A 25872-nucleotide genomic window follows, 5' to 3' on the forward strand; every position below is an offset into this window, starting at 1 on the left:
GGATATCAATGCCAGGAGTTGCCAGGCCACAATTATGACCAAATATAGCCTGCGGGCGCGAATGATGATTTTGATACTGGCGCCAACGTTAATGATTGGTCTGCTGCTCAGTACCTTCTTCGTGGTGCACCGTTATAACGAATTACAACATCAGGTGCGCGATGCCGGATCGAACATTATCGAACCGCTGGCAGTCTCCAGCGAATACGGCATGACCTGGCACAATCGTGATGCGATTCGCGAGCTGGTCAGCCTGCTGCATCGTCGTCATTCCGATATTGTCCGTGCCATTACCGTTTTCGACAACAACAATCACATCTACGTCACTTCGAACAACAACCAAAATCTGGCGTTGTTGCAGAAAGAAGACATCTCGACGCTGGAAGATGGTGTCTCCGTCGAGCGCCACGGCAATTTGATGGTGCTGCGAACCCCAATTATCTCCGAACGCTATTCCGTAGACGAACTGCCCGGAGAAGATGCCAAACCGGCGGGTAATCCATTGGGGTATGTGGCTATTGAACTCGATCTGCAATCGGTGCGGCTGGAGCAGTACAAAGAGGTGTTTGTGGCCACTTTGCTCTTACTGTTTTGTTTGTGCATCGCCATGCTGTTTGCCTATCGTCTGATGCGCGACGTCACCGGGCCAATTCGTAACATGGTTTCCACCGTGGACCGCATTCGTCGCGGCCAACTCGACAGCCGCGTTGATGGCTACATGCTGGGCGAACTGAGCATCCTGAAAAACGGCATCAATGCCATGGCGATGTCGCTCACCGCTTATCACGAAGAGATGCAGCAGAATATCGATCAGGCCACCTACGATCTGCGTGAAACCCTGGAGCAGCTGGAGATTCAAAACGTCGAGCTGGATTTGGCGAAGAAGCGCGCGCAGGAAGCGGCGCGTATTAAATCAGAATTTCTCGCCAATATGTCGCATGAGTTACGAACACCGCTCAACGGAGTGATTGGCTTTACCCGTCAGATGCTGAAAACCGGACTGAGCACCAACCAACGCGATTATATGAGCACCATTGAACGCTCGGCCAATAACCTGCTGAGCATCATCAACGATGTGCTGGATTTCTCAAAGCTCGAAGCCGGCAAACTGGTGCTGGAATCGATCCCCTTCCCGCTGCGCGCCACGCTGGATGAAACGCTGGTGCTGCTGGCACCTTCGGCACATGACAAAGGACTCGAGATCACCGTTTGTCTGGAAAAACAGGTGCCGGATAATGTGATTGGCGATCCGCTACGTTTACAGCAGATCATGATTAACCTGATTGGTAATGCCATTAAGTTTACTGAGCAGGGGCACATCGATTTGCGTGTTGAGCTGCGTAGCCTGAGCACCACGCGCGTTGAACTGGAAATTCAGGTACACGACACCGGCATTGGCATTTCTGAGCAGCAACAGTCACAGCTGTTCCAGGCGTTTCGTCAGGCCGATGCGAGTATTTCCCGCCGCCACGGCGGCACTGGTTTGGGTCTGGTGATCACGCAAAAACTGGTGTCGGAGATGGGCGGAGAGATCGCGTTCCACAGCCGTCAGAATCAGGGATCCACTTTCTGGGTGCACGTTCATCTCGATCTCAATCCCAACGCGCCGCCCATTCCGCGTATGCTGGAAGATCTGCGCGCCATCCCGTTAGCCTATATCGAACCCCATGCGGCGGTGGCGAAAGCGGTGCAGGAGATGCTTAGCATCACGCCGCTGCAGGTTCAGCATTTCACTTCACTGGAAGCGCTGCCGGATACCCGCTTCCCGCTGTTGTTGATGGGATTGCCGGTGAACGATCCTCACCCCTCCACGCTGCCGGATGCTTTAATTCAACGGCTGCGCGCCCATGCCGATTCGGTACTGCTGGCGCTGCCCAGCGAGATGATGCTGTTCGCCGACGATTTGCGCGCACGAGGCATCGCCGGCTGTATCGCCAAACCCGTCTCACTGACGCGCTTGTTGCCGATGCTGCTGGATTTGCACAGTTTGCATAACGATGCCTTACCGCACAGTACCCGCCAGCCGCTGACGGTGATGGCGGTGGATGACAATCCTGCCAATCTGAAGTTAATCGGTGCGCTGCTGGAGGAGCAGGTTCAGCACATCATTCTGTGCGACAACGCGGAACAGGCTATCCGCCAGGCGCGTTTACACAAGCTGGATGTGATTTTGATGGATATCCAGATGCCGGATATCGATGGCATTCGCGCCAGTGAAATTATCCGTAGCCTGCCGCTGCATGCCAATACCCCGATTGTCGCGGTGACCGCGCATGCGCTGGATGGCGAGCGCCAGCAGCTGATTGGCGCCGGGATGAATGATTATCTGGCGAAGCCGATAGACGAAGGCAAACTGAGCCAGCTGTTGCAGCGCTATGCCCCGAACCCCACGGCGGCATCCACACTACTGCCGGATGTTGCGCCATCGCTCGACTGGGCGCTGGCACTGCGTCAGGCCGCCAACAAACCGGATCTGGCGCGCGATCTGCTGCAGATGCTGCTGGATTTCCTGCCGGAGGTGGAAGCGCGCGTGGAGGGTTCCATGGCCAGTAACGATGTTAATGGCCTACGCGAGATCATCCATAAGCTGCACGGCAGTGCCAGCTACAGCGGCGTGCCCCGACTGAAACAGCTGTGTCAGCAGCTGGAAAAGAGCCTGCATCAGGAGAGTGATATCGAAGCGCTGGAGCCGGAATTGCTGGAGTTGAGTGATGAGATGGCGAACGTGGCGCGTGAGGCCAGGAAAGTGTTGGGCGTGGGATAACGGAACGTTTCATGCCCTCTCTTAAGCACAAGAGAGCGCTAATCGAGCATGGTTAAAGAATGACTCGTCGTCTCAATCATCGCCACCAACGGTCCCCTCGCCCGATAACGGGAGAGGGTTAGGATGAGAGGGGCGCGCCTGTAAGGCCTGCCCCACATTGTTCGCTGCCACGACATTGCGCGCGATTAGCCGCATCTATAAGGCCTGCCCCACCTTGATTGTTGCCGCCACATTGCGCGCGGTCAGTCGCACATTCTGCGCCGCATTGGCTAACGCATCCTCCAGTGAGCCAATGCTAAACAACACGCTGAATACCGCATCCAGCCCGTGCTGATGCACCACGCCAACATCTGCGGTTAAACTGCCCGCAATGCCAATCACCGGCTTGTTAAACTGCTTTGCCACCTTCGCCACACCAATCGGCACTTTGCCGTTAATGGTCTGGCTATCAATACGCCCTTCGCCGGTAATCACCAGATCGGCATCCTGCACCTGATCCGCTAACGCAAGGGCTTCCGTGACGATCTCAATACCGCGACGTAGCTCGGCCTGGCAAAACGCATGCAGTGCCGCGCCCATGCCCCCCGCCGCACCGCCGCCCGCAATGTGCAGCACATCAATGTCTAAATCGCGATGGATAATCTCAGCGTAATGCGCCAGCGCTTTATCCAGCTGCTGCACCAGTTCCGGCGTGGCCCCTTTTTGAGGACCAAAAATCGCCGAAGCCCCCTCTTCGCCGGTCAGGGGATTAGTGACATCGCAGGCCACTTCAATGCGGCACTGCTGAATACGTTTATCCAGCTGATCGATTTCAATCCGCGCCAGCTGCGGCAGTGCGCCGCCGCCAAAGGCAATCTCATTGCCCTGCTGGTCCAGCAAGCGAGCGCCCAGCGCCTGCATCATGCCGGATCCCCCATCGTTGGTGGCGCTGCCGCCAATGCCAATAATGATGTGGTCAACACCGCGATCGAGCGCGTTTTTAATCAGCTCGCCAGTGCCATAAGAGTTGGTGATCAACGGGTCACGCTGCGCGGCCGGCACCAATTCCAGGCCGCTGGCTGCCGCCATTTCAATAAAGGCGCTGCGCTCATCACCCGATAATCCATAAAATGCCTCAACCGGCGCGCCGAGCGGTCCGGTCACGGTCAATCTGACAATACTTCCCTGCGTCGCCGCCACCATGGCTTCTACCGTGCCTTCGCCACCGTCGGCGACCGGTATTTTCACGTATTCGGCGTCGGGAAAAATTTCGCTAAATCCCGCTTCAATCGCCGCAGCCACTTCCAGGGCGGACAAACTCTCTTTATATGAATCCGGTGCGATGACAATTTTCATAGGCAATCCGAGCGCGATGGATGACGGAGTTCCGTCCTGCTAATGCAGTAAGCTGCCCGGCATCCGCAGACACCGGACAGGCAAACTACCGGGTGATCTCGACCTGAGCTAATTTTTCATAATAGCAAGCCAGTGCACTATGGTCAGATGTGCCCTTGCCGTCGACTTTCAGCGCTTGCATCATTTCCATCACCGCAGCCGTCAGCGGCAGATGCGCGCCAATGCCGTGTGAAGTGTCCAGCGCATTCGCCAAATCCTTGATGTGCAAGTCGATGCGGAAGCCTGGCTTGAAGTTACGATCCAGCACCATCGGCGCTTTGGCATCGAGTACAGTGCTGCCTGCCAGCCCACCACGAATCGCCTGATAAACCAGTTCTGGGTTCACACCGGCTTTGGTTGCCAGCGACAGCGCTTCGGACATCGCCGCGATGTTCAGCGCCACAATCACCTGGTTTGCCAACTTAGTGACGTTACCTGCACCGATATCGCCGGTGTGCACCACCGAACCGGCCATGGCTTTCATGATGTCATAGCACTGGTCGAATACCGCTTTATCGCCGCCAACCATCACAGACAGCGTGCCCTCAATCGCTTTTGGCTCGCCGCCGCTGACCGGCGCATCCAGCATCTTGATGCCTTTTTCTGCCAGCGCATCGTGCACTTCACGGCTGGCCAGCGGCGCAATCGAACTCATGTCGATCACAATCAGTCCTGGCTTCGCACCTTCGATAATCCCGTTGGCGCCGAGGCAAACCTCTTTCACCTGCGGTGAGTTCGGCACCATGGTGATCACCACATCAACCTGTTCGGCGACCTCTTTTGGCGTTTTCGCCACGGTAGCGCCCAGCTCCACCAGCTCGGCTTCATTGCTGACGTTGTGGTCACGTACCACCAGTGAATAACCGGCTTTCACCAGGTTTTTACTCATCGGTTTGCCCATAATACCGAGGCCGATAAATCCAATTTTCATTGCCTTTCCTCTTCGTCAGTTATTTCTTAAATTTGTCACACAGCGCCTGCGTGGCGTTGCGGAAAACACCGAGATCGCTGCCCACGGCAACGAATGTGGCGCCCCATTCGAGATAACGGCGCGCGTCGGCTTCCACCGGCGCCAGAATGCCGCTTGGCTTGCCCGCCGCTTTGGCACGTTCAAAGATGTGTTTGATTACTTTCAGCACTTCAGGATGTGCAGGCTGACCGAGATAGCCCATCGCCGCCGAGAGATCGCCCGGTCCGACAAAAATGCCATCCACGCCGTCAACGGCAGCAATCGCATCGATGTTATCCACCGCCTGCTGCGTTTCGATCTGCACCAGCACTGTGATGTTGTCATTGATGGTGGCGTTGTAATCCGGCAGCGTGCCGTACATATTGCTGCGATGCGAAACCGACACGCCGCGAATGCCCGCTGGCGGATAACGCGTTGACGCCACGGCGCGAATCGCCTCTTCCTCGGTCTCCACAAACGGCACCAGGAAGTTGTAGAAACCGATATCCAGCAGGCGTTTGATGATGATGGGTTCGTTGCACGGCGGACGCACCACCGGCGCACTGTGGCTGCCCTTCAGCGCCATCAACTGCGGGATAAAGGTGGTGATGTCGTTGGGCGCGTGTTCGCCATCCAGCACCAGCCAGTCAAAACCCGCCAGACCCAGAACTTCGGTGGAAATCGGGCTGGCAAGTGCGCACCAGCTACCAATCAGGGTTTCCCCTGCCTGCAAACGGCGACGAAAGTGGTTCGGCCAGGCATTGCTCATTGTCTTTACTCCTGTCTGTTACAACAGGCGCCCGCACGGGGCGCCGGAAACATTAGCGCACCAGGCACGGACGCTTGTTATCGAAGGTCCAGTTCGGCACGAGGTACTGCATCGCCTGCGCATCGTCGCGCGCGCCCAAACCGTGTTTCTGATACAGCGCATTGGCCTGCATGACCTGATCCATATCCAGCTCGACACCAAGACCCGGTTTTTGCGGTACCTGTACCATGCCGCCCTTGATCTGGAACGGCTCTTTGGTCAGGCGCTGATTGCCCTCCTGCCAGATCCAGTGAGTATCGATGGCGGTAATCGCGCCCGGCGCGGCAGCGGCCACGTGGGTGAACATCGCCAGCGAAATATCGAAGTGGTTGTTAGAGTGCGAACCCCAGGTCAGGCCGAAGTCATGACACATCTGCGCCACGCGCACTGAACCTTGCATGGTCCAGAAGTGTGGATCCGCCAGCGGGATATCCACCGATTGCAGCGACAGCGTGTGGCCCATTTGGCGCCAGTCGGTGGCGATCATGTTGGTGGCGGTCGGCAAACCGGTTGCGCGACGGAATTCCGCCATCACTTCGCGGCCGGAATAACCCTGCTCGGCCCCGCATGGATCTTCTGCGTAAGCCAGCACGCCTTTGAGTTGTTTACCGAGCAGAATTGCCTCGTTCAGCGACCAGGCACCGTTGGGATCGAGGGTAACGCGTGCCTGCGGGAAGCGTTTAGCCAGCGCCGTGACCGCTTCGGCCTCTTCGCCACCGCGCAGCACGCCGCCTTTCAGTTTGAAATCGTTGAAGCCATATTTTTCATAGGCGGCTTCCGCCAGTCGCACCACGGTATCCGGCGTCAGTGCCTCTTCATGACGCAGGCGATACCAGTCGCACTTGTCTGTTTCCTGGCTCTGATAAGGCAGCGACGTTTTCTTGCGGTCGCCGACGTAGAACAGATACCCAAGCATCTCCACGCGGTCACGCTGTTGGCCATCGCCGAGCAGCGAGGCAACGTTGACGCCCAGGTGCTGACCGAGCAGATCCAGCAGCGCCGCTTCAATGCCAGTCACCACATGGATGGTAGTACGCAGGTCGAAGGTCTGATTGCCGCGTCCGCTGGAATCGCGGTCGGCAAAAGTACTGCGAACCAGGTTAAGGATGTTTTTGTACTCACCCACGGTCTTCTGCACCACCAGCGCCGCCGCATCTTCCAGCGTCTGACGAATTTTCTCACCGCCGGGAATTTCACCCACGCCGGTGTGGCCCGCGTTATCCTTGATAATGACGATGTTACGAGTGAAGAACGGTGAATGGGCGCCGCTCAGATTCAGCAACATGCTGTCGTGACCGGCCACCGGAATGACCTGCAGCGATATGATTTTTGGTGTCTGACTCATTTCCTGCTCCTTATGCATGACGGCGACCGAAGGCCGGACGCTTACGGTCGAATGACCAACCGGGAACCAGATACTGCATCGCCGTGGCGTCGTTACGCGCACCTGCCGGCAGAGATTTGTAGAGGGCATTGGCTTGATGCAGACGATCCCAATCCAGCTCGACGCCGAGGCCGGGCTTATCCGGTACGGCAATCTTGCCGTTGCGGATTTGCAGCGGCTCTTTGGTGAGGCGCTGATCGCCTTCCTGCCAAATCCAGTGGGTATCGATAGCCGTCGGTTTGCCCGGTGCGGCAGCGCCAACGTGGGTAAACATCGCCAGCGAAATATCGAAGTGGTTGTTAGAGTGGCAACCCCAGGTTAAGCCCCAGTCGTCGCACAGTTGCGCCACGCGCACCGCACCGCTCAGCGTCCAGAAGTGCGGATCGGCCAGCGGGATATCGACTGAGTTGAGCATCACCGCGTGATTCATCTCGCGCCAGTTGGTGGCAATCATATTGGTGGCGACCGGCAAGCCGGTGGCACGGCGGAACTCCGCCATCACTTCGCGGCCGGAATAGCCCTGTTCGGCCCCGCAAGGATCTTCAGCATAGGTCAGCACCTCGCCCATGCCTTTGCACAGACGGATGGCTTCATCAAGCGTCCAGGCACCATTGGGATCGACGGTGATACGCGCATCCGGGAAACGCTTTTTCAGCGCGGCCGCGGATTCCATCTCCTGCTCGCCCGGCAATACGCCGCCTTTCAATTTGAAATCTTTGAAACCGTATTTGTCCTGTGCCGCTTCCGCCAGGCGCACCACCGCATCTGGCGTCAGTGCTTCCTGATGACGCAGGTGATACCAGTCATGGCTGGCACCTTCGCCCGTCAGATACGGTAAATCGGTTTTGCGACGATCGCCGAGATAGAACAGATAACCGAGCACGGTGACTTCATCGCGCTGTTGTCCCGGACCGAGCAACTCGGCTACCGGTACGCCCAGACATTGACCCAGCAAATCCAGCAGTGCCGCTTCCAGCGCCGCCACCGCATTGACACGCAGTTCGAAGGTCCAGGCCCCTTTACCGAAGGTATCGAAATCCGCTGACTGATTACCTTTGTGCACCTGCTGCACCAGGCGGTTCATGCGCGCCACCTGCTGGCCTTTGACCTGTGGAATCGCCTCCACCAGCGTTTGACAGATCGTTTCGCCACCCGGCGCTTCACCGACGCCGGTATGACCATCACTGTCGGTCAGTACCACAATGTTGCGGGTGAAGCAGGCGCTGTGCGCTCCACCAATGTTCAGCAACATGCTGTCGTAACCGGCAACCGGAATCACCTGCATATCGGTGATCACCGGGCTACTTTGCGTATTCATAGTTCGTCCTTATGCTCGGTGTTTCAGTTCAATACGTTTGATATCACCCGTGATGAACAGGAAGCTAAACGCAGCGACGAAGGCGTGGATCCCGACATAAATCAGCGCTCCTTCGAAAGAGCCAGAAGCGGCGATGATGTAACCGATAGCAATAGGCGTCACGATGCCGGAGAAGTTGCCGAACATGTTGAACAAGCCACCGCTCAATCCACTGATCTCTTTCGGTGCGGTATCCGCCATCACTGCCCAGCCCAGCGCACCAATACCTTTGCCGAAGAACGCCAGCGCCATAAACAGCACCACTACCCACTCAGTTTCGGTGTAGTTACACATCACCATGCTGATAGAGAGCAGCATGCCAACCACGATGGGAGTCTTACGTGCAACGTTCAGCGAACCAGTTTTGCGCATCAGGTAATCGGAAATCACGCCACCTAACACACCACCGAGGAAGCCACAGATGGCCGGAATCGAGGCGATCATGCCCGCTTTAAGAATCGACATGCCGCGCGCCTGCACCAGATAAACCGGGAACCAGGTAATAAAGAAGTAGGTCAGCGCGTTAACGCAATATTGTCCGAGATAGATACCCCACATCATGCGGGTCAAAAGCAGCTGTTTGATTTGATACCACTTCTCATCCCAGCTCACTTTGCGGTCGGCTTTTTTGGCATCCATGTTGATCAACGCGCCGCCCTGCTCCATGTACTCCAGCTCAGCTTTGTTCACACCCGGATGGTTGTTCGGATCGTGCATGAACTTCAGCCAGACGAAGCTGAGGATGATGCCCAGTCCGCCCATAAACCAGAACACGTGCGCCCAGCCCACTTCAGCCACCAGCCAGCCCATAATCGGGGCGAAGATCACCGTGGCGAAATACTGCGCCGAGTTGAAAATGGCGACGGCGGTGCCACGCTCCTGTGCCGGGAACCAGGCCGCAACAATACGGCTGTTACCCGGGAAGGAAGGCGCTTCTGCCAGGCCGACCATAAAGCGCAACAGAAACAGTGAAACGACGATGCCGAAGCCGCTGAACAGATCGACAAAGCCCTGCAGCAAGGTAAACAGCGACCAGAGGAAAATACTCCAGAAGTAAACGCGTTTTGAGCCAAAGCGGTCAAGCAGCCAGCCGCCAGGTATTTGTCCAATAACGTAAGCCCATGAGAAGGCGGAGAAGATATATCCCAGACCGACCGAATCGAGGCCGATATCTTTAGACATCGCGGAACCGGCAATCGAGATGGTTGCACGGTCACCGTAGTTGAATGATGTGACGATAAATAACATCACCACAATCCAGTAACGGGCGTTGGTGCGTTTTTGCACCGCTTCCGCTGTCTGGCTGAAACTATTCATGATGCACTCCTGAAATATAGCGAACGCTACATTCACTCTGACTGCATACACATCGCGTTGGGTATCAGAATGATGTCGGGTTAAACACGGCGATTGTTGTTATGGCAAAACGATGATGCGTCGTGACGAATAACCAAACGTTGAAGAACGAGAATCAGTATAGGAACAGCCCAACCACGAGGCATTGGAAGAACGCATGATGATGAACATTGATTCATGCTGATTTTATGGCAATTGCACATATCCCTGCGGCGTAGCTCACGGAACCTGATTTTTCACCCGTAGATTGATTAAGAAGCAGCCAGCCAACGTGCGCTTTGTGAGTCTGTTCACTTGTATTTGGATAAACGAACCAAACTCAGGTAATAAAACCCCAAAAAGCCAGTCAGTTGCACAATGCGCAGGCCAATACCCCTGCATATACTGAGGCTGGCAAAAAAATGATGACGTGACGGAAGCATTTACAACGCGCTGCCATGTACAGCGCGACGAACTGGAAGGTGAGCAATGAACCGACCGCTAACAGAGAAACCGCTTTATATAAAAGTACACGACGCCGACAACGTGGCGATCGTGGTGAATAATCAGGGTTTGCCTGCGGGTACCCGCTTTGAGGATGGCCTGCAGCTCACCGAACACGTGCCGCAAGGACATAAAGTGGCGCTGGTGGACATTTCTCAAAACGGCGTCATCCTGCGCTACGGCGAAGTGATTGGCACCGCCTTGCGCCCGATTGCGCAAGGGAGCTGGATTGAAGAATCGCTGGTGGCGCTACCCGAAGCGCCTCCGCTCAACAGTTTGCCACTGGCGAACAATGTGCCCCCCACTCTGCCACCGCTCGAAGGATACACCTTTGAGGGTTATCGCAACGCCGATGGCAGCGTAGGAACACGCAATCTGCTCGGTATCACCACCAGCGTGCACTGTGTGGCTGGCGTCGTGGATTACGTGGTGCAAATGATCGAGCGCGATCTGCTGCCACGCTATCCCAACGTAGATGGTGTAGTGGCACTGAATCATCTTTATGGCTGTGGTGTGGCGATCAATGCGCCCGCTGCGGTGGTGCCGATTCGCACTATCCATAACCTCGCGCTGAACCCCAATTTTGGGGGCGAAGTGATGATTGTCAGTCTCGGCTGCGAGAAATTACAGCCGGAGCGTCTGCTGACCGGCACGCCGGATGTGCAGGCCATCTCGCTGGATGATCATGACATTGTGCGTTTGCAGGATGAACGGCATGTTGGTTTCGGCGCGATGGTCGATGAAATTCTTCAGGTGGCTGAGCGCCATCTGAAAAAACTGAATTTGCGCCAGCGCGAGACCTGCCCGGCATCAGAACTGGTGATTGGCACGCAGTGCGGCGGCAGCGATGCATTTTCCGGCGTGACGGCCAATCCGGCAGTCGGCTTTGCTTCTGATTTGCTGGTGCGCTGCGGCGCCACCGTGATGTTCTCCGAGGTCACCGAAGTACGCGATGCAATACATCTGCTGACGCCGCGCGTGGTCGATGAAAATGTGGGTAAACGCCTACTGGAAGAGATGGCGTGGTATGACGATTATCTTAGCCAGGGCCAAACCGACCGCAGCGCCAATCCCTCGCCGGGTAATAAGAAAGGCGGGCTGGCGAACGTGGTGGAGAAAGCGCTGGGATCGATTGCCAAATCAGGACGCAGTCCGATTGTAGAAGTGCTGTCACCAGGGCAGCGCCCAACAAAGCGCGGTTTGATCTATGCAGCGACACCGGCCAGTGATTTTGTCTGCGGCACCCAACAGATGGCCTCGGGCATTACCTTGCAGGTGTTCACCACCGGTCGTGGCACACCCTACGGTTTGGCTGCGATTCCGGTGATTAAAATGGCGACGCGCAATGCCTTGGCTGAACGCTGGCACGATTTGATGGATATTAATGCGGGCACCATTGCGACAGGTGAAGAGAGTATTGAGCAGGTGGGCTGGCGGTTGTTTGAGTTGATACTGGAGATTGCCAGTGGTCGCAAACAAACCTGGTCTGATCGCTGGGGCATTCGCAATCAGCTGGCGGTGTTTAATCCGGCGCCGGTGACCTGAGTGCGATCTCACCCTCTCCCAACAAGGGAGAGGATGCAATCTGGCGCGCCTGAAACATCATCATCTTATTTTCAGGCCGTTCAGATTGCCGCTTGCCAAAGACGAAGCGAAGGCAGAATTACAGCAGCTTACCCCAGCTCTCAACCCAAGGCGTGGTCACTGACTCAGGCTCAGGATCTTCAGTGGCATCCACCAGCAGCACATCACCGATGCGTTTGGCACTTTGCTCCTGCAAGGTGGCATCAAAAGTTTTACCCGCGCCGCAGAAGTTCTCATAGCTGCTATCACCCAGTGCAATCACGCCGTAGCGAAGCTCTGGTTGATAACCCACTTCATCGCGTATCTGCACATACAAGCGGGCAATATTGTCCGGGAAGTCGCCCTGGCCGGTGGTGGAGGTGACAATCAGAATGACCTCCTTGCTGTAAGCCTGCCAATCCGCCAGTGACGCATCCTCAAAAACTTTCACTTCGTGGCCCTGCGCTTCCAGTACCGGCTGCGCTTCTTCCGCCACCAGCAATGCATTGCCGTAAACCGTACCTGTAAAAATGCCAATCTTTGCCATCTTGCCGCTCCTTTATTCTGTTGGCTTATCCTGGACTGCCTCGTCGGCAAACTCAACCCTGGGAACCTCAGGGATCTGATCCTGCCAGCCAAAATGTTCCAGCATGCCTTGCCAGACGCGATCGAGCCCGGCGCGAATCACCAGAGGTTCTCCGGTGACCGGATGCGTCAGACTCAGCGCACTGGCATGCAGCATCAATCGATTCATACCAAAGTGCTCTGCTGCCCCCCGATTCTGCCGCAAATCACCATGGGCGCTATCGCCAATAATCGGGTGGCGCAGATGCACCATATGGCGGCGAAGCTGATGTTTACGGCCGGTATGCGGCGACATCTCCACCAGGGTATAACGCGCGCTGTTGTAACGGCTGATCGCCACCGGCATTTCTAATTGCGCCAGTGAGCGATAATCAGTGACGGCAGGCTGCGCGGTACGTTCCTGAGTCGCGAACTTATCGGCAATCTTATCCAGCTCTTCGACCAGCGGATAATCGAGCGTCGCGCTGCCATCCAGCCAACCGCGCACCACTGCGTGATAGGTCTTCTGCATTTTATGCTGCTCGAACTGCTGTGACAGTAGATGCGCCACTTCGCTGGAGAGCGCCATTAACAGTACGCCGGAGGTGGGGCGATCGAGGCGATGCACAGTAAATACGTGCTGACCAATTTGATCGCGTACCGTTTGCATCACCACCACTTTTTCGTCGCGATCGAGCCAACTACGATGCACCAGCCAGCCGGACGGTTTGTTGACGGCGACCAGCCATTCATCTTGATAAAGGATTTCCAGCATTAAGGGGTCGGATCCTGAAAAAGCGCGTCGAACTGGCCCAATGTCAGCAACAGGACCGCATGGCCTGGCGTGGTCGCAGGTAACGCGACTTCATAATAAGGCGTCACAGAGAAATTTTGCGGCAGTGGCGCGCCGGCTTCGATTAGCGCATGGAAACGTGGAATGAGTACCCACTGCAGCCACTCCAGCGGCTCCATGGTATTGAGACAAAAAGGCTCGGTGCTGGCGAAGGCTGCCACCTCAGGGGATTGCGTCTGCCAGTGGCCGTGTTCGCGCATCACCGCTTCGATTTGCTGCAGCTGTTGAATAACCATTTGCGACGACATACGCCACCTCCAGAGAAAAATTGGGCGGCAAGCATACCACTAGTCGTTCAACGTGCAAAAAAGCATAAAAAAAGGGAGCACTGTGATTACAGTGCTCCCGGTTTCGTTCGCAGCATTCCCGCCACCGCTGTGCTCCCTGCTCATCCATGACAACTCTTCCTCTGCTTTCCATTGCCTGTCATCGTGACAGTTATCCTTAGCATCCTGGCCCACCACCATCCACGTGGCTCTCATTCTCCGTCCTGGAGGTGTCCCTGACTCAATCCTGAGTGTCCTGCTTCATCCTGAAGCCTTCCATGTGCCGTAAACTCCGTTACGTTCCTGCCTCCTGGCTGACATTCTCCTGAACGTCTCTTTATCCCCAGCATCCTGCCAGTGGTGACTATTCTGTCAGAAACCATCGTAATAACAAGTTAGTAAGACGCGTTAATAGATTTCTCACACCACTAATTTTAGGAGTGATGCCATAACCTTATGATTCACAATATTTTTACATCTTTGTTTTCCGGATGGCTGCAAGATGATCTAGCGATCTCTCACACCTGATGTGAGAGATCTCTTACAAACCTAACCTGTGAAATCTGCTAATCAGGCTTTAACCGGTTGTAAATCATTAAGAAATGTCTGAATACTTGCCGCCAGCACCTGGCGCTTTTTACTACCAGGCTGTTCCAGAATCACTTCACCGGAAAGATTACACAGAGCAATCACATCCTGCTCCGATTCAGTAGTCGCAATAAATAATGTTGGACTCTGTTTTAACCGGCGCTTCATGACCAGATGGCCAATCAGATTCTCCTGCAAGCGGGTAAAGTCTGATTCGCTCCACACCTGTAACAACGTTATCGGCTGCTGTTGAAAGGTTGCGGTCATATCGCCGGCAAACTGCGAGGTGTAAAAAGCACTGATTTCCGATTGCAACTGAATATCCAGTGCCCGCTCGACGGCTTCCAGCGTGGCTGGCAAGGTGAAGGGCTGTGGTTGCCACAGCACACAATCATCCAGCGTGCTGACAATACAAGGGGATGGCACACCCAGCAGATCCGAACTGGCGGGCAGATGTCCAGCCTGCTGCTGCCAATGTTGCACATAACGGGCGGTAAACTCACGCAGGGCATCTGCGGTTTGCTGCATCATTCTTCTTCTCGCTTGTGATCGGTTACACTTAGCCACTTTGATGGAATTTAGTGGTAACCGATATGTCTTCTGAAAACCGCGATCAGGCGTTAAGCGGCCTGACGTTAGGTAAGCCCACGGCTTATGTTGATCGCTACGATAACACGCTGCTGCAATCGGTGCCGCGCAGCCTGAATCGCGAACCGCTGGGGCTCTACCCGGATAATCTGCCGTTCCAGGGCGCAGATATCTGGACGCTGTACGAACTCTCCTGGCTCAACAGCAAAGGCGTGCCGCAGGTGGCGGTAGGCGAAGTGGTACTGCGCGCGGACAGCGAAAACCTGATCGAGTCCAAGAGCTTTAAGCTCTATCTTAACAGTTTTAACCAGACGCGTTTCGCTGACTGGGGCGAAGTGCGCCAGACACTCGAGCGCGATTTGCGCGCCTGCGCCAATGGCGAGGTCAGCGTGGCGCTGTTCCGTCTGGGCGAAGTGGAAGGACAGCCAATCGGCCATTTCAATGGCGATGTCATTGACGAGCAGGATATCGAGATTCACGACTATGCTTTTAACGCCGATTATTTAGTGCAGGCTGCGGGCAGTGAAGTGGTGGAAGAAACGCTGGTGAGCCATTTGCTGAAATCCAACTGTCTGATCACCCATCAGCCCGATTGGGGCTCTGTGATGATTCGCTACAAAGGCCCACGTATCGATCGTGAAGCCCTGCTGCGTTACCTGATCTCATTCCGTCAGCACAATGAATTCCATGAACAATGCGTTGAGCGCATTTTCAACGACATTCAACGCTTTTGCCAACCAGAAGCCCTCACTGTTTATGCACGTTATACGCGCCGTGGAGGACTGGATATTAATCCGTGGCGCAGCAACGTCCCCTTCTCTCCCGGGTTTTCCCGCCTGGTCCGTCAGTAACAGATTGCGAGACGCCTCGCAGGCCGCAGCACGGATGCGCGGTTCCACTTGAGCATTCACTGCGTACAACGTTACTCTGTCAAAGGCGCTAAGGTCTAAACCTGCGCCCCGAAGGATTTTCGTCACTGCGTTCAGCAAGTTAAGCGCAGCGTCACCCGCCACGCATTTGCGTGTAAAGGAGTTCTCTTGATTACACATATCAGCCCGCTTGGCTCAATGGATCTGCTCTCCCAGTTGGAAGTCGACATGCTGAAGCAAACGGCCAGCAGCGACCTTTACCAGCTTTTTCGCAACTGCTCACTCGCAGTGCTCAACTCCGGCAGCCAGACCGACAGTAGTCAGGAACTGCTCTCCCGTTTTGAAAATTTCGACATCAACGTGCTGCGCCGTGAGCGCGGCGTCAAACTCGAACTGATTAACCCGCCGGAAGAAGCCTTTGTTGATGGCCGTATTATCCGCTCATTGCAGGCCAACCTGTTTGCCGTGTTGCGCGATATTCTGTTTGTGAATGGCCAGCTTGAGCGCAGCGATCAGAAAAACGCTGATGATTCCGCTCACATCACGAATCAGGTGTTTTCGATTCTGCGTAACGCGCGTGCGCTGCACATTGGCGAATATCCCAACACCGTGGTGTGCTGGGGTGGTCACTCGATTAACGCGGTGGAGTATCAGTATTGCCGCAATGTCGGCACGCAAATGGGCCTGCGTGAACTCAACATCTGCACCGGCTGTGGGCCTGGCGTGATGGAAGCGCCGATGAAAGGCGCCGCGGTGGGTCATGCCCAGCAGCGTTATCATGACAGCCGTTTCATTGGTCTGACCGAACCGTCGATTATCGCGGCTGAGCCACCGAATCCGCTGGTGAATGAACTGATCATCATGCCGGATATCGAAAAACGCCTTGAAGCCTTTGTGCGTATTGCCCATGGCATCGTGATTTTCCCAGGCGGCGTCGGTACGGCAGAAGAGCTGCTGTATCTGCTGGGCATTCTGATGAATCCCCATAACAGCGATCAGGTGTTGCCGCTGATTCTGACCGGCCCGAAAGAGAGCGCCGACTACTTCCGCGTTCTGGATGATTTCATTGTTAATACGCTGGGTGAAACCGCGCGTAAGCACTACAAGATCATCATTGATGATGCTGCTGAAGTAGCGCGTCTGATGAAGAAAGCCATGCCGCAGGTGAAAGAGTATCGCCGCGAAACTGGCGATGCCTACAGCTTTAACTGGTCAATCCGCATCGCGCCAGAGTTGCAGGTGCCGTTTGTTCCAACACACGAAAACATGGCCAATCTGAAACTGTTCCCGAACCAGCCTGCCGAGAAACTGGCCGCTGATTTGCGTCGCGCCTTCTCAGGTATCGTGGCAGGAAACGTGAAGGAAGTGGGCATCCGCGAAATTCGTGAAAAAGGTCCGTACAAACTGCACGGCGACGCCGACATCATGCATCGCATGGATGAACTGCTGCAGGGCTTCGTCGCACAACAACGTATGAAACTGCCGGGCAGCGCCTACATCCCCTGCTACGAAATCATTAAATAACCCACCAGGAAGGCAGCCTGCGGGCTGCCGCTATCATTATGTCGTTTCATCTTCTGATTATTGATGCTCTAAACCTGATCCGCCGTTTGCATGCGGTGCAAGGCACGCCCTGCCGCGAAGCCTGCGTCGCCGCGCTGCATCAGCTTTTAGGCCACACGCAACCGACGCACGTCGTGGCGGTATTCGATAGCCACGATCGTCACCCTGGCTGGCGGCATCAGCTGCTGCCCGATTACAAAGCGGGCCGCCCACCGATGCCGGATGATTTGCAGACGGAGATGCCCGTTATCCAGCAGGCCTTCGAGGCAGTCGGCGTGCGTTGCTGGCTCGCCGATCTCGATGAAGCTGACGATCTCGCTGCCACGCTGGCGGTGAAAATGGCCGATGCCGGACATCAGGCAACTATCGTCTCCACCGACAAAGGTTATTGCCAGCTTTTAGCGCCGAATATCCGCATCCGTGATTATTTCCAGAAACGCTGGCTGGACGTGCCTTTCATCGAGCACGAGTTTGGCGTCACGCCCGCGCAATTACCCGATTACTGGGGACTGTGCGGCATTAGCAGCAGCAAAATCCCCGGCGTTACCGGCATTGGCCCCAAAAGCGCCCGCGATTTACTCACGCAGTTCGGCACCCTTGAAGCTCTTTATCAGCAGTTCGATCAGGTTCCGGAAAAGTGGCAAAAGAAATTGCGCGACCACCAGCAGATAGCAGAGATTTGCCGCCAGGTCTCAATGTTAAAACGCGATTTGATTCTGCAGGGGAATTTAAATACGTTGCGGTATAAGCCGTGAATAGCGGTTGCAGCACCTTCTGCCACATAAACACGCGAATCTATTGATAGGTGATAGGTGATAGGTAATAGGTAATAGGTAATAGGTAATAGGTAATAGGTAATAGGTAATAGGTGCAAAAAATTGCACTGCGACGAACTTAACCCGAGAGATCCTGCGAAATAATTTGTGCTACAGCAAGGCGGCAAGTGCGAGAGTCCCCGAGAGCATACGCCAGTATGTGACCGGGGCGAACAAGCGCAGCCAACGCCGCTGTAGTGCAAAGTATGAAGCAGGATCGGCAAGTGCGTGAGTCCCCGGGACCATACGCCAGTATGTGACCGGGGCGAACAAGCGCAGCCAACGCCGCTGTAGTGCAAAGTATGAAGCAGGATCGGCAAGTTTATTAAGTCCCCAGAGACATACATCAGTATGTGACTGGGGCGTATAAACGTAGCCAACGCACCTGTGGCGCGAAGTATGACGGGAAATTTAGCGTTCGTCGCGACGGCCGCCTACAGCCGCCCAAAGCCGGCGCACATGTACAGTAATCTCTTCCCGATCGTGATACAGCTGGCGCGCCTGAATCTGGGCATTCACGCCCTTCTCTTTCAATGCCGCATCCATCATGGCCAGATTTTGCGTCACTTCTTCATAACGCTTTTTCATCGGCAGCTTGAGGTTGAAAATCGCCTCACGGCACCAGCCGTTGACCAGCCACTCCGTCATCAAACTGGCGACGCGAACGGGTTTTTCCACCATGTCACACACCAGCCAACTAATGTTATTGCGCGATGGGCGGTATTTGAAACCGTCTTCACGGCAGTGCGTGACTTGCCCGGTATCCATGAGGCTGGGCGCCATCGGGCCGTTATCTACGGCGTACACCCACATGCTGCGTTTAACCAGCTGATAGGTCCAGCCGCCAGGACACGCGCCAAGATCCACGGCATACATGCCGCTGCCCAGGCGCTCATCCCACTCATCGGCCGGGATGAAGACGTGAAACGCCTCTTCCAGCTTCAGCGTTGAACGGCTTGGCGCATCCGACGGGAACTTGAGGCGCGGGATGCCCATATAGAATGGTGAGTTGTTCTCTGGCAGCGAGTAACCGACATAGCAGGTACCCGGTGCAATAAAGAACACATGCACCACCGGGCGTTTCGGCGATTCGTAGTTGAGCAGGATTTTGCTCTCACGCAGGCTGGCGCGCAGCGGTACGGTTAACTTACGACAGAACCTGGTCAGTTCTTTCGCTTCATTGGTATCCGGCACTTCGACACGCAGCTCGCCGCCCTTCTCCACCACACCGGTTAGCATGCCGACAATCGGGGTAATACGATCTTCTGGCGGCAAATCGCGCAGCAGTTCACCCACCACCAGCATCTGACGGGCAAAAATCAGCTCGGCAAACGGCAGCGTTTGAATCAGCTTTTCGGCATCTTCCTGCTGATAGCACTCATAGAGCACGTAACCAGAATCATCTTTGACACGGGCAAAACCGTAAACTTCACGTTCAGCGGCTTTGGCGCTGATCTCTGCCGCACACTCTTTCTCAAAGCCAGGACGGCAATAGAGTAAAACTTTATTCATGGCGATCCGCCTTTCGTTTAAGACGCAATGCGCCAATCAACATCAAGAACCAGCCAATCAGGAAGAACAACCCTCCCACTGGCGTAACAAAAACCCAAAACTTCAAGTGCGACAACGCTAAACAATACAGGCTGCCACTGAACAACACGGTGCCAAGCGCCAGCGCAGCGCTGCTCCAGTAAAACCAGATATTGGCGCGACGCAGCATGGCCGCACCCAAACCAATCACCGCCAATGTGTGATAGGCCTGATATTCAAGACCGGTATGGATCCACGCCATTTCGGCCGGGCCGAGCGATTTGCTCAGCACGTGTGCCCCAAAAGCACCAAAGGCCACCAGCAGGAATCCGCTAATGGCGGCAAACACAAACATGGCACGACTGGACATTCATTGTTCCTCAGGATGACACTGCACATCACTGTGCAGCACTCAACGCATTAGTGATCGTAGCGAAAGCGGAATTTTTCTTGTTCAGCTGCGGCTTTTTCCAGGATCCACTGACGAAAGGCGGCTATTTTACCCAGTTCTGCCTGGCTGTCATGACAAACCAGATAAAAAGCGTTTTTACTGACTAACACGTCATTAAATGGACAGACCAGCCGTCCAGCTTCAATTTCACTCTGCGCCATCACATTATTAGCCAGCGCCACGCCCTGGCCGTGAATCGCCGCCTGCAGCACCATCGCGCTATGGCTGAAGATCGGCCCCTGCTGCACATTAATGTGCTGCAATCCTAGCTGACGGATATAGGATTGCCAGTCGCGGCGCGAAGCATCATGCAGCAGCGTAAAGTGGGCCAGATCGGCGGGCGTTTTAAGCGGATGGTCGCCAGTCAGAAACATGGGCGAGCAGACCGGCAGCAAATATTCGGCATACAGTTTCTCAACCCGCAGACCCGGCCAGTTACCGCGCCCATAGAAAATCGCCACATCAACATCATCGGCCAGTTTCTCTTCATCACGGTCCACCGCCTGAATCCGCACATCGATGCCCGGATAAGCCATATTAAAGCTGGAAAGACGGGGTACCAGCCATTGAATGGCAAAGCTGGGCAACAGACTGACGGTTAAGGCACCCTTCGCGCTGCGCGCCTGAAGTTTACGCGTCGCATCGTTGATAGCCGAGAAGATCTCTTTAATATCCAGATAGTAGCTTTGACCTTCTTCTGTCAGTAAAAGCGAACGATTCCTCCGTCGAAATAGCTTAAGACCGAGGAAATCTTCCAGAGATTTAATCTGGTGGCTAACAGCTGCCTGGGTGACAAACAGCTCTTCAGCGGCTTTTGTAAAGCTTAAATGGCGGGCTGCAGCATCGAAGACGCGTAAAGCATTAAGCGGTGGAAGGCGTTTAGACATGGTTTTCCATCAGCGGATTCACAAGGTAACAGTCCGACTTATACAAGGTCGTTACGTATTAGTTATTTTAATCCGAGACATTATAATTTGTCCGTTGAGGAAGCTCCAGCAAATACCTATAGTTGCCGCACTTCCTGAGCCGGAACGAAAAGATTTCTGGAAACGTGCGAGAGATCGCAGACTTTTGGAGAGCTTTTGGCTTGTGGTCGTGATGTTGTGTTTGCATTTTGATCTGACGATTGCAGATCAAGCTTTTAATTCCTGTAGATTTACCCTGTCTGTCCAAGTGATTTTATGCAGCACCGCAAATTGCGGTGCTTTTTTTTGTCCTACACATCCCTGTGTACCCCTTTCGGGCCGTCACTGAAGCGACGTAAAAATTTCTCCGGGAAATTTTTGGCTTGCTGCTTACTGCCCCATCTCAACCATCTCTTTCACATCTGTACGATTGATCTGCTGCTCGTTGCCATTGGCATCTTTATAACTGATCATACCGGTTTCATCGTCAACTTTCGGTTTCCCGTCCGCTACAATGGTGCGACCATCATTGGTATGCATGACATAATTGCTGGAACAAGCAGCCAGGGTAAAGGCCATGGTACACACGGCCAGCACTGCGGCGAGTTTTTTCATCTTCTATCTCCTTGCAGATTGATTGCATTAAACCACCCGCAAGCGCTGACCAGAGGCAGCAAAAAGTGAAATCGACTGGTAAAGGTCGATTAGTTATGCGGGTTGCGGTTCAAACCTTGCAATAAATAGCATAACGCGCTTTTCCAGCTTTGCCAGCGAATCGGCCGGGTTTCAGCCTGGTCCTAAAATTGAATACAGTGGGTTTCGTATGACCATCTTCTCCCCAACCGCCTTCCGTGCGCAGTTTCCGGCATTAAGCGATGCGGGCGTTTATCTTGATAGCGCAGCCACTGCCCTGAAGCCTCAGGCTGTGATCGACGCCACATCGCAGTTCTATAGCTTGAGCGCAGGCACCGTGCATCGCAGCCAGTTCAAATCAGCACGCGACCTGACAGAGAAGTATGAACAGGCGCGCGGCCGGGTGGCCAAATGGCTGCACGCGGGCGATGACCGTCAGATTGTCTGGACGCGTGGCACCACGGAGGCCATCAATCTGGTGGCGCACAGCTGGCTGGCACCGCGCTTACAACCTGGCGATGAAATCGTAGTCAGCGAAGCCGAGCATCACGCCAATCTGGTGCCGTGGTTAAAGGTGGCACAAGCCGCAGGCGCGAAAGTGGTGAAATGGCCGATTGGCGCGGATCGTCTGCCCGATATTCGTCTACTGCCTGATTTGCTAAACGCACGCACTAAGCTGCTGGCGATTGGGCAGATGTCGAATGTCACCGGTGGCTGTCCGGATCTGGCACAGGCCATTACCCTGGCACATCATGTTGGCGCCAAAGTGATGGTAGATGGCGCACAGGGCGTGGTGCACGCGCCCCCCAACGTTCAGGCGCTGGACATCGACTTTTACGCCTTCTCCGCGCACAAGCTGTATGGCCCAATGGGGATTGGTGCGCTGTACGGCAAAGCCGAGCTGCTGGAAGAGATGGATGCGTGGCAAGGCGGCGGCAAGATGTTAACGCACGTCGACTTTAATGGCTTCACGCAGCAGGCGGTACCGTGGCGATTTGAAGCCGGCACGCCCAATGTCGCGGGCGTGGTGGGCCTGAGCGCGGCGCTGGAATGGCTGTCGCATCACCACGCTGAAAAAGCAGAGATGTGGAGCCAGCAACTGGCCAGCCTCGCCGAAGAGCAATTAGGCGAGATTCCCGGCTTTCGCAGTTTCCGTTGTGGTAATGCCAGTTTGCTGGCGTTTGATATCGCGGACATTCATCACAGCGATATTGTCACTCTGCTGGCAGAGCAGGATATTGCGCTGCGTGCCGGACAGCACTGTGCACAGCCATTAATGGCGGCACTGGGTGTTAGCGGCACCCTGCGCGTATCATTCGCCCCCTATAATAATTTGCAGGACGTGGATGCGCTGGTGCGCGCCATGCATCATGCCGTAGACCTGTTGAGTGAATAACGTTATGACCACCCTGATCGGCCCACATCCGTTTGGCGATGTGATTACTGAAGCCAGCCTGACCGAAAAATTTTCCCATTTTCATCAGTGGGAAGATCGCTATCGCCAGCTGATCCAGCTCAGCCGCCAGTTACCCGCTCTGGAAGATGACGTGAAGACGGCAGAGATTGAGCTGAGCGGTTGCGAAAATCGTGTCTGGCTGAGCAGCCAACGGCTACCCAACGGCAAACTTCACTTTTACGGCGACAGTGAAGGCCGCATCGTGCGCGGTTTGCTGGCGGTGCTGTTGACGGCGGTGGAAGGCAAAACGCCAGCCGATCTGTTAGCACAAGATCCGCTGGCGTTGTTTGATACTTTAGGCCTGCGTGCGCAGCTTAGCGCCTCACGCAGCAGTGGCTTAAAAGCGTTGGCAGATGCAGTGCAGCGCCACGCGCGCGCGCATCAAGCAGCCTGACGCGCCGCGCGTGCGAGGAATTTCTTCAACGCGTGCGACACCGCGATAAACCCGAAAGTGGCGGTCACCATGGTGGCCGCACCGAAGCCCGCCGCACAATCCATACGTTTCGGGCCTTCTGCGGTGCTTTTGGAAGTACAAACACTGCCATCCAGCTGAGGATAAACCAGCGCCTCAGTGGAAAACACGCAATCAATCCCTAACTTGCCTTTGCTGTTCTTCACCACACCAAAGTCGCCTTTCAAGCGCTCACGCAGTTTTGCCGCCAGCGGATCCTGAATAGTTTTGGCTAAATCGCTGACCTGAATCTGCGTCGGATCGATCTGCCCGCCCGCACCGCCAGTGGTGATCAATGGAATCTTGTTACGACGACACCAGGCAATCAGCGCGGCTTTAGGGCGCACACTGTCAATTGCATCAATCACGTAATCAAAACCGGCTGACAGCATTTCAGCGGTGTTATCCGGCGTGATGAAATCATCAATGCAGATCACTTCGCACTCAGGATTTATGGCGCGAATACGCTCCGCCATCACCTCGGTTTTCGCTTGTCCTACTTTTCCTTGCAGGGCGTGGATCTGGCGATTGGTGTTGGTAATGCAGACGTCGTCCATATCGATCAGCGTGATTTTACCAATCCCGGTGCGCGCTAACGCTTCGGCGGACCACGAACCGACACCGCCGATACCAATCACACAAAAATGGGCGTCGGCAAAACGCTGCAGCGCCTCTTCCCCATACAGACGTGCCGTACCGCCAAAACGTTGCCGCCAGGCATCGCTGACTACTTTCATATCAAACCTTTTGATGCGGTGCGCATGAATACGCACCCTACAGAAACAGTGATGGACGCATTGGATCGCGAAGACTGGCGACCCATGGCAAATCAGCTGAATACTCCCGCTGATTTGCCGCAGGGAAGAATATCAATTCGCCCCGATAATCAGTGAACCATTATTGCCATTTTGCGGATTGCTGAACAGCGGCTGTCCTGCACCTAGCGCGGCTTTCAGCACCCAAACGCGGCCATAGTGATTATAAAATCCGGCAAGATGCGCAGCGTCTGGACCCACACCCTGATAGATGTCGAAGTGCTGACCTTTAATCGCCCCACCCACATCCAGTGCCACCATCAGGCGCATCTCATACTTGCCGTTAAATTTGCCCTTCTCGTTCAACTGCGGCACTTCGGCTAACAGCGCCGTACCTGCGGGAATCAATGAACGATCGGATGCGACAGACGCTTTGGCAATCAAAGGCACTGCGCTGGCACCGCGCACCGGCACATACTCTTCTGGTTTAAAGAACACGAACGATTGGTTGGTCTCCAGCACGTCACGCACCTGCTCCGGCGTATGTTCCTGTGCCCACTGGCGAATCGCCTGCATCGACATATCTTCTCGCTTCACTTCACCACGATCGATCAGTTCTTTGCCGATACTGTGATAGGCCCAGCCATTTTTGCCGCCGTAGCCGAAGAAGCGCAGCGGGCGACCGTCGCCGAAATCAACGTAGCCGCTACCCTGCACGTCCATCATAAAGTTGTCGATCAGCGAGTTGCTCCAGGCAATCACGTAACGATCATCAAGTCCGCCACTATATATAGAAGCACGGCTCGGCAGCTTCTGACCGCGCGTGCGCGGTGGCATGCGATAAATGGGATACTGGAACTCACCCTGACGCGTGTAGCGCGCTTCCACCACAGGGGTGTAGTAGCCGGTAAACTGCACGTTACCGTAATTATCGGTGCCTTCCATCTGATAAGCGTTAAGTCCGAACTGGCTCAACTGACGGGTATCGGCACCGGAGAGCAGCCAGTTCTGAATAGCGCTGTAAGTGCCGGTGTTGCGGCTGTATAAGCCACTGGAGGCACTCTGAATCTGCTGAATCTGCACACCAAAATCTCTGCCATTCACCGGGCGCCCTTTGGCATTCGGTTCATTGACCAGCCCAAGCGGTTGCTCCAGCTTGCCATCAATATATTGCTGACCACGGTCAGTCGGTTTAGAACTACAACCTGCTAACAGCGCGAGAAACGCGCCAGTAAGTGCATACTTCGCCCAATGTCCTTTCATCACTTTCTCTTTTTCTCGGTTGTTTGCACCGCGACGATAGCAAAGGGGCAGAGAGAATGAAATCCGCCACGAGTTACCGCGCTCACATCTGTACAATTAATCGCCCAATGGCACTATTAATCACCAACTGGCTGTAAATTTAAGGCTTTAACACAAAAAGGGGTTGCATCGCCGCGCGTCGAGAGTATAGTGCGCATCCACGGACGCGGGGTGGAGCAGCCTGGTAGCTCGTCGGGCTCATAACCCGAAGGTCGTCGGTTCGAATCCGGCCCCCGCAACCAATT

Annotated in this window: 23 protein-coding genes and 1 tRNA gene; 8 read left to right on the plus strand and 16 right to left on the minus strand. The window is 55.0% G+C overall.

Annotated elements, in window-relative coordinates; translation table 11 throughout:
• The first annotated feature begins 34 nt into the window (after nucleotides 1–34).
• Entirely contained in the window at nucleotides 35–2764 is a 2730-nt protein-coding gene (barA, locus tag CRO33_RS09475; protein WP_097117969.1) for a two-component sensor histidine kinase BarA, read from the plus strand.
• A gap of 195 nt (nucleotides 2765–2959) precedes the next feature.
• On the opposite strand, the gene CRO33_RS09480 is transcribed toward barA, so the two are convergent.
• The 6 genes from CRO33_RS09480 to CRO33_RS09505 all read right to left on the minus strand — a co-directional run bounded on the left by CRO33_RS09480 (nucleotide 2960) and on the right by CRO33_RS09505 (nucleotide 9953).
• Nucleotides 2960–4099, minus strand: a complete 1140-nt coding sequence (locus tag CRO33_RS09480; RefSeq protein WP_097117970.1) for a glycerate kinase — start codon at nucleotides 4097–4099, stop codon at nucleotides 2960–2962.
• A gap of 85 nt (nucleotides 4100–4184) precedes the next feature.
• The gene (garR, locus tag CRO33_RS09485) at nucleotides 4185–5069 is read right to left on the minus strand and encodes a 2-hydroxy-3-oxopropionate reductase (protein WP_034823058.1); all 885 of its coding nucleotides are present in this window, start codon (nucleotides 5067–5069) and stop codon (nucleotides 4185–4187) included.
• A 19-nt stretch (nucleotides 5070–5088) separates the two neighbouring features.
• Nucleotides 5089–5856: a 2-dehydro-3-deoxyglucarate aldolase gene (gene garL, locus CRO33_RS09490; protein ID WP_097117971.1), complete on the minus strand. Its 768-nt coding sequence runs from the start codon at nucleotides 5854–5856 to the stop codon at nucleotides 5089–5091.
• A gap of 52 nt (nucleotides 5857–5908) precedes the next feature.
• Nucleotides 5909–7240, minus strand: a complete 1332-nt coding sequence (gudD, locus tag CRO33_RS09495) for a glucarate dehydratase (protein WP_097117972.1) — start codon at nucleotides 7238–7240, stop codon at nucleotides 5909–5911.
• Between the two features lie 10 nt (nucleotides 7241–7250).
• Nucleotides 7251–8597 carry an enolase C-terminal domain-like protein gene (locus CRO33_RS09500; RefSeq protein WP_097117973.1) on the minus strand — a complete coding sequence of 449 codons (1347 nt, stop codon included), beginning with the start codon at nucleotides 8595–8597 and terminating at the stop codon, nucleotides 7251–7253.
• Nucleotides 8598–8606: 9 nt separating this feature from the next.
• Nucleotides 8607–9953: an MFS transporter gene (locus CRO33_RS09505; protein ID WP_097117974.1), complete on the minus strand. Its 1347-nt coding sequence runs from the start codon at nucleotides 9951–9953 to the stop codon at nucleotides 8607–8609.
• Nucleotides 9954–10460: 507 nt separating this feature from the next.
• On the opposite strand from CRO33_RS09505, the gene garD reads away from it, so the two are divergent.
• Nucleotides 10461–12020 carry a galactarate dehydratase gene (gene garD, locus CRO33_RS09510; protein ID WP_097117975.1) on the plus strand — a complete coding sequence of 520 codons (1560 nt, stop codon included), beginning with the start codon at nucleotides 10461–10463 and terminating at the stop codon, nucleotides 12018–12020.
• Nucleotides 12021–12138: 118 nt separating this feature from the next.
• On the opposite strand, the gene CRO33_RS09515 is transcribed toward garD, so the two are convergent.
• From CRO33_RS09515 to syd, 4 genes are all read right to left on the minus strand, one after another.
• On the minus strand, nucleotides 12139–12585 hold the full coding sequence (locus CRO33_RS09515; RefSeq protein ID WP_034823070.1) for a flavodoxin: 447 nt from the start codon (nucleotides 12583–12585) through the stop codon (nucleotides 12139–12141).
• Between the two features lie 12 nt (nucleotides 12586–12597).
• Nucleotides 12598–13377 carry a tRNA pseudouridine(65) synthase TruC gene (gene truC, locus CRO33_RS09520; protein ID WP_097117976.1) on the minus strand — a complete coding sequence of 260 codons (780 nt, stop codon included), beginning with the start codon at nucleotides 13375–13377 and terminating at the stop codon, nucleotides 12598–12600.
• Nucleotides 13377–13703 carry a YqcC family protein gene (locus CRO33_RS09525; protein ID WP_097117977.1) on the minus strand — a complete coding sequence of 109 codons (327 nt, stop codon included), beginning with the start codon at nucleotides 13701–13703 and terminating at the stop codon, nucleotides 13377–13379. Before CRO33_RS09525 ends, truC begins: the two co-directional genes overlap by 1 nt.
• A gap of 588 nt (nucleotides 13704–14291) precedes the next feature.
• Nucleotides 14292–14840, minus strand: a complete 549-nt coding sequence (syd, locus tag CRO33_RS09535; protein WP_058961517.1) for a SecY-interacting protein — start codon at nucleotides 14838–14840, stop codon at nucleotides 14292–14294.
• A gap of 62 nt (nucleotides 14841–14902) precedes the next feature.
• Here syd and queF point away from each other — a divergent pair, with 62 nt between their 5' ends.
• The 3 genes from queF to xni all read left to right on the plus strand — a co-directional run bounded on the left by queF (nucleotide 14903) and on the right by xni (nucleotide 18084).
• Complete coding sequence (queF, locus tag CRO33_RS09540; protein WP_097117979.1) at nucleotides 14903–15748, plus strand: NADPH-dependent 7-cyano-7-deazaguanine reductase QueF; 846 nt, start codon at nucleotides 14903–14905, stop codon at nucleotides 15746–15748.
• Nucleotides 15749–15934: 186 nt separating this feature from the next.
• Nucleotides 15935–17290 (plus strand): nucleotide 5'-monophosphate nucleosidase PpnN, encoded by a 1356-nt coding sequence (gene ppnN, locus CRO33_RS09545; RefSeq protein ID WP_034823077.1) that lies wholly within the window; start codon nucleotides 15935–15937, stop codon nucleotides 17288–17290.
• Between the two features lie 38 nt (nucleotides 17291–17328).
• On the plus strand, nucleotides 17329–18084 hold the full coding sequence (gene xni, locus CRO33_RS09550) for a flap endonuclease Xni (protein WP_097117980.1): 756 nt from the start codon (nucleotides 17329–17331) through the stop codon (nucleotides 18082–18084).
• 471 nt (nucleotides 18085–18555) lie between these two features.
• On the opposite strand, the gene rlmM is transcribed toward xni, so the two are convergent.
• From rlmM to CRO33_RS09570, 4 genes are all read right to left on the minus strand, one after another.
• A complete protein-coding gene (rlmM, locus tag CRO33_RS09555) occupies nucleotides 18556–19656 on the minus strand; it encodes a 23S rRNA (cytidine(2498)-2'-O)-methyltransferase RlmM (protein ID WP_097117981.1) in 1101 nt (366 codons plus the stop codon).
• Entirely contained in the window at nucleotides 19649–20044 is a 396-nt protein-coding gene (locus CRO33_RS09560) for a DUF423 domain-containing protein (protein ID WP_034823080.1), read from the minus strand. The genes rlmM and CRO33_RS09560 overlap by 8 nt, the downstream gene beginning before the upstream one ends.
• A gap of 50 nt (nucleotides 20045–20094) precedes the next feature.
• Nucleotides 20095–21012, minus strand: a complete 918-nt coding sequence (locus CRO33_RS09565) for a transcriptional regulator GcvA (protein ID WP_045816412.1) — start codon at nucleotides 21010–21012, stop codon at nucleotides 20095–20097.
• Between the two features lie 408 nt (nucleotides 21013–21420).
• On the minus strand, nucleotides 21421–21645 hold the full coding sequence (locus CRO33_RS09570) for a YgdI/YgdR family lipoprotein (protein WP_034823084.1): 225 nt from the start codon (nucleotides 21643–21645) through the stop codon (nucleotides 21421–21423).
• A 208-nt stretch (nucleotides 21646–21853) separates the two neighbouring features.
• On the opposite strand from CRO33_RS09570, the gene csdA reads away from it, so the two are divergent.
• Nucleotides 21854–23059, plus strand: a complete 1206-nt coding sequence (gene csdA / locus CRO33_RS09575; protein WP_097117982.1) for a cysteine desulfurase CsdA — start codon at nucleotides 21854–21856, stop codon at nucleotides 23057–23059.
• Between the two features lie 4 nt (nucleotides 23060–23063).
• The gene (gene csdE, locus CRO33_RS09580) at nucleotides 23064–23513 is read left to right on the plus strand and encodes a cysteine desulfurase sulfur acceptor subunit CsdE (protein WP_097117983.1); all 450 of its coding nucleotides are present in this window, start codon (nucleotides 23064–23066) and stop codon (nucleotides 23511–23513) included.
• Here csdE and tcdA read toward each other — a convergent pair.
• Complete coding sequence (gene tcdA, locus CRO33_RS09585) at nucleotides 23501–24307, minus strand: tRNA cyclic N6-threonylcarbamoyladenosine(37) synthase TcdA (RefSeq protein WP_034823088.1); 807 nt, start codon at nucleotides 24305–24307, stop codon at nucleotides 23501–23503. The two genes, csdE and tcdA, sit on opposite strands and share 13 nt — an antisense overlap.
• Nucleotides 24308–24439: 132 nt before the next feature.
• Nucleotides 24440–25588: a murein transglycosylase A gene (mltA, locus tag CRO33_RS09590; RefSeq protein WP_097117984.1), complete on the minus strand. Its 1149-nt coding sequence runs from the start codon at nucleotides 25586–25588 to the stop codon at nucleotides 24440–24442.
• 204 nt (nucleotides 25589–25792) lie between these two features.
• On the opposite strand from mltA, the gene CRO33_RS09595 reads away from it, so the two are divergent.
• A tRNA-Met gene (locus CRO33_RS09595) sits at nucleotides 25793–25869 on the plus strand.
• Nucleotides 25870–25872 lie beyond the last annotated feature (3 nt).

It is taken from the genome of Pantoea sp. GL120224-02 (assembly GCF_900215395.1).
GTDB classification, from domain to species: domain Bacteria; phylum Pseudomonadota; class Gammaproteobacteria; order Enterobacterales; family Enterobacteriaceae; genus Pantoea; species Pantoea communis.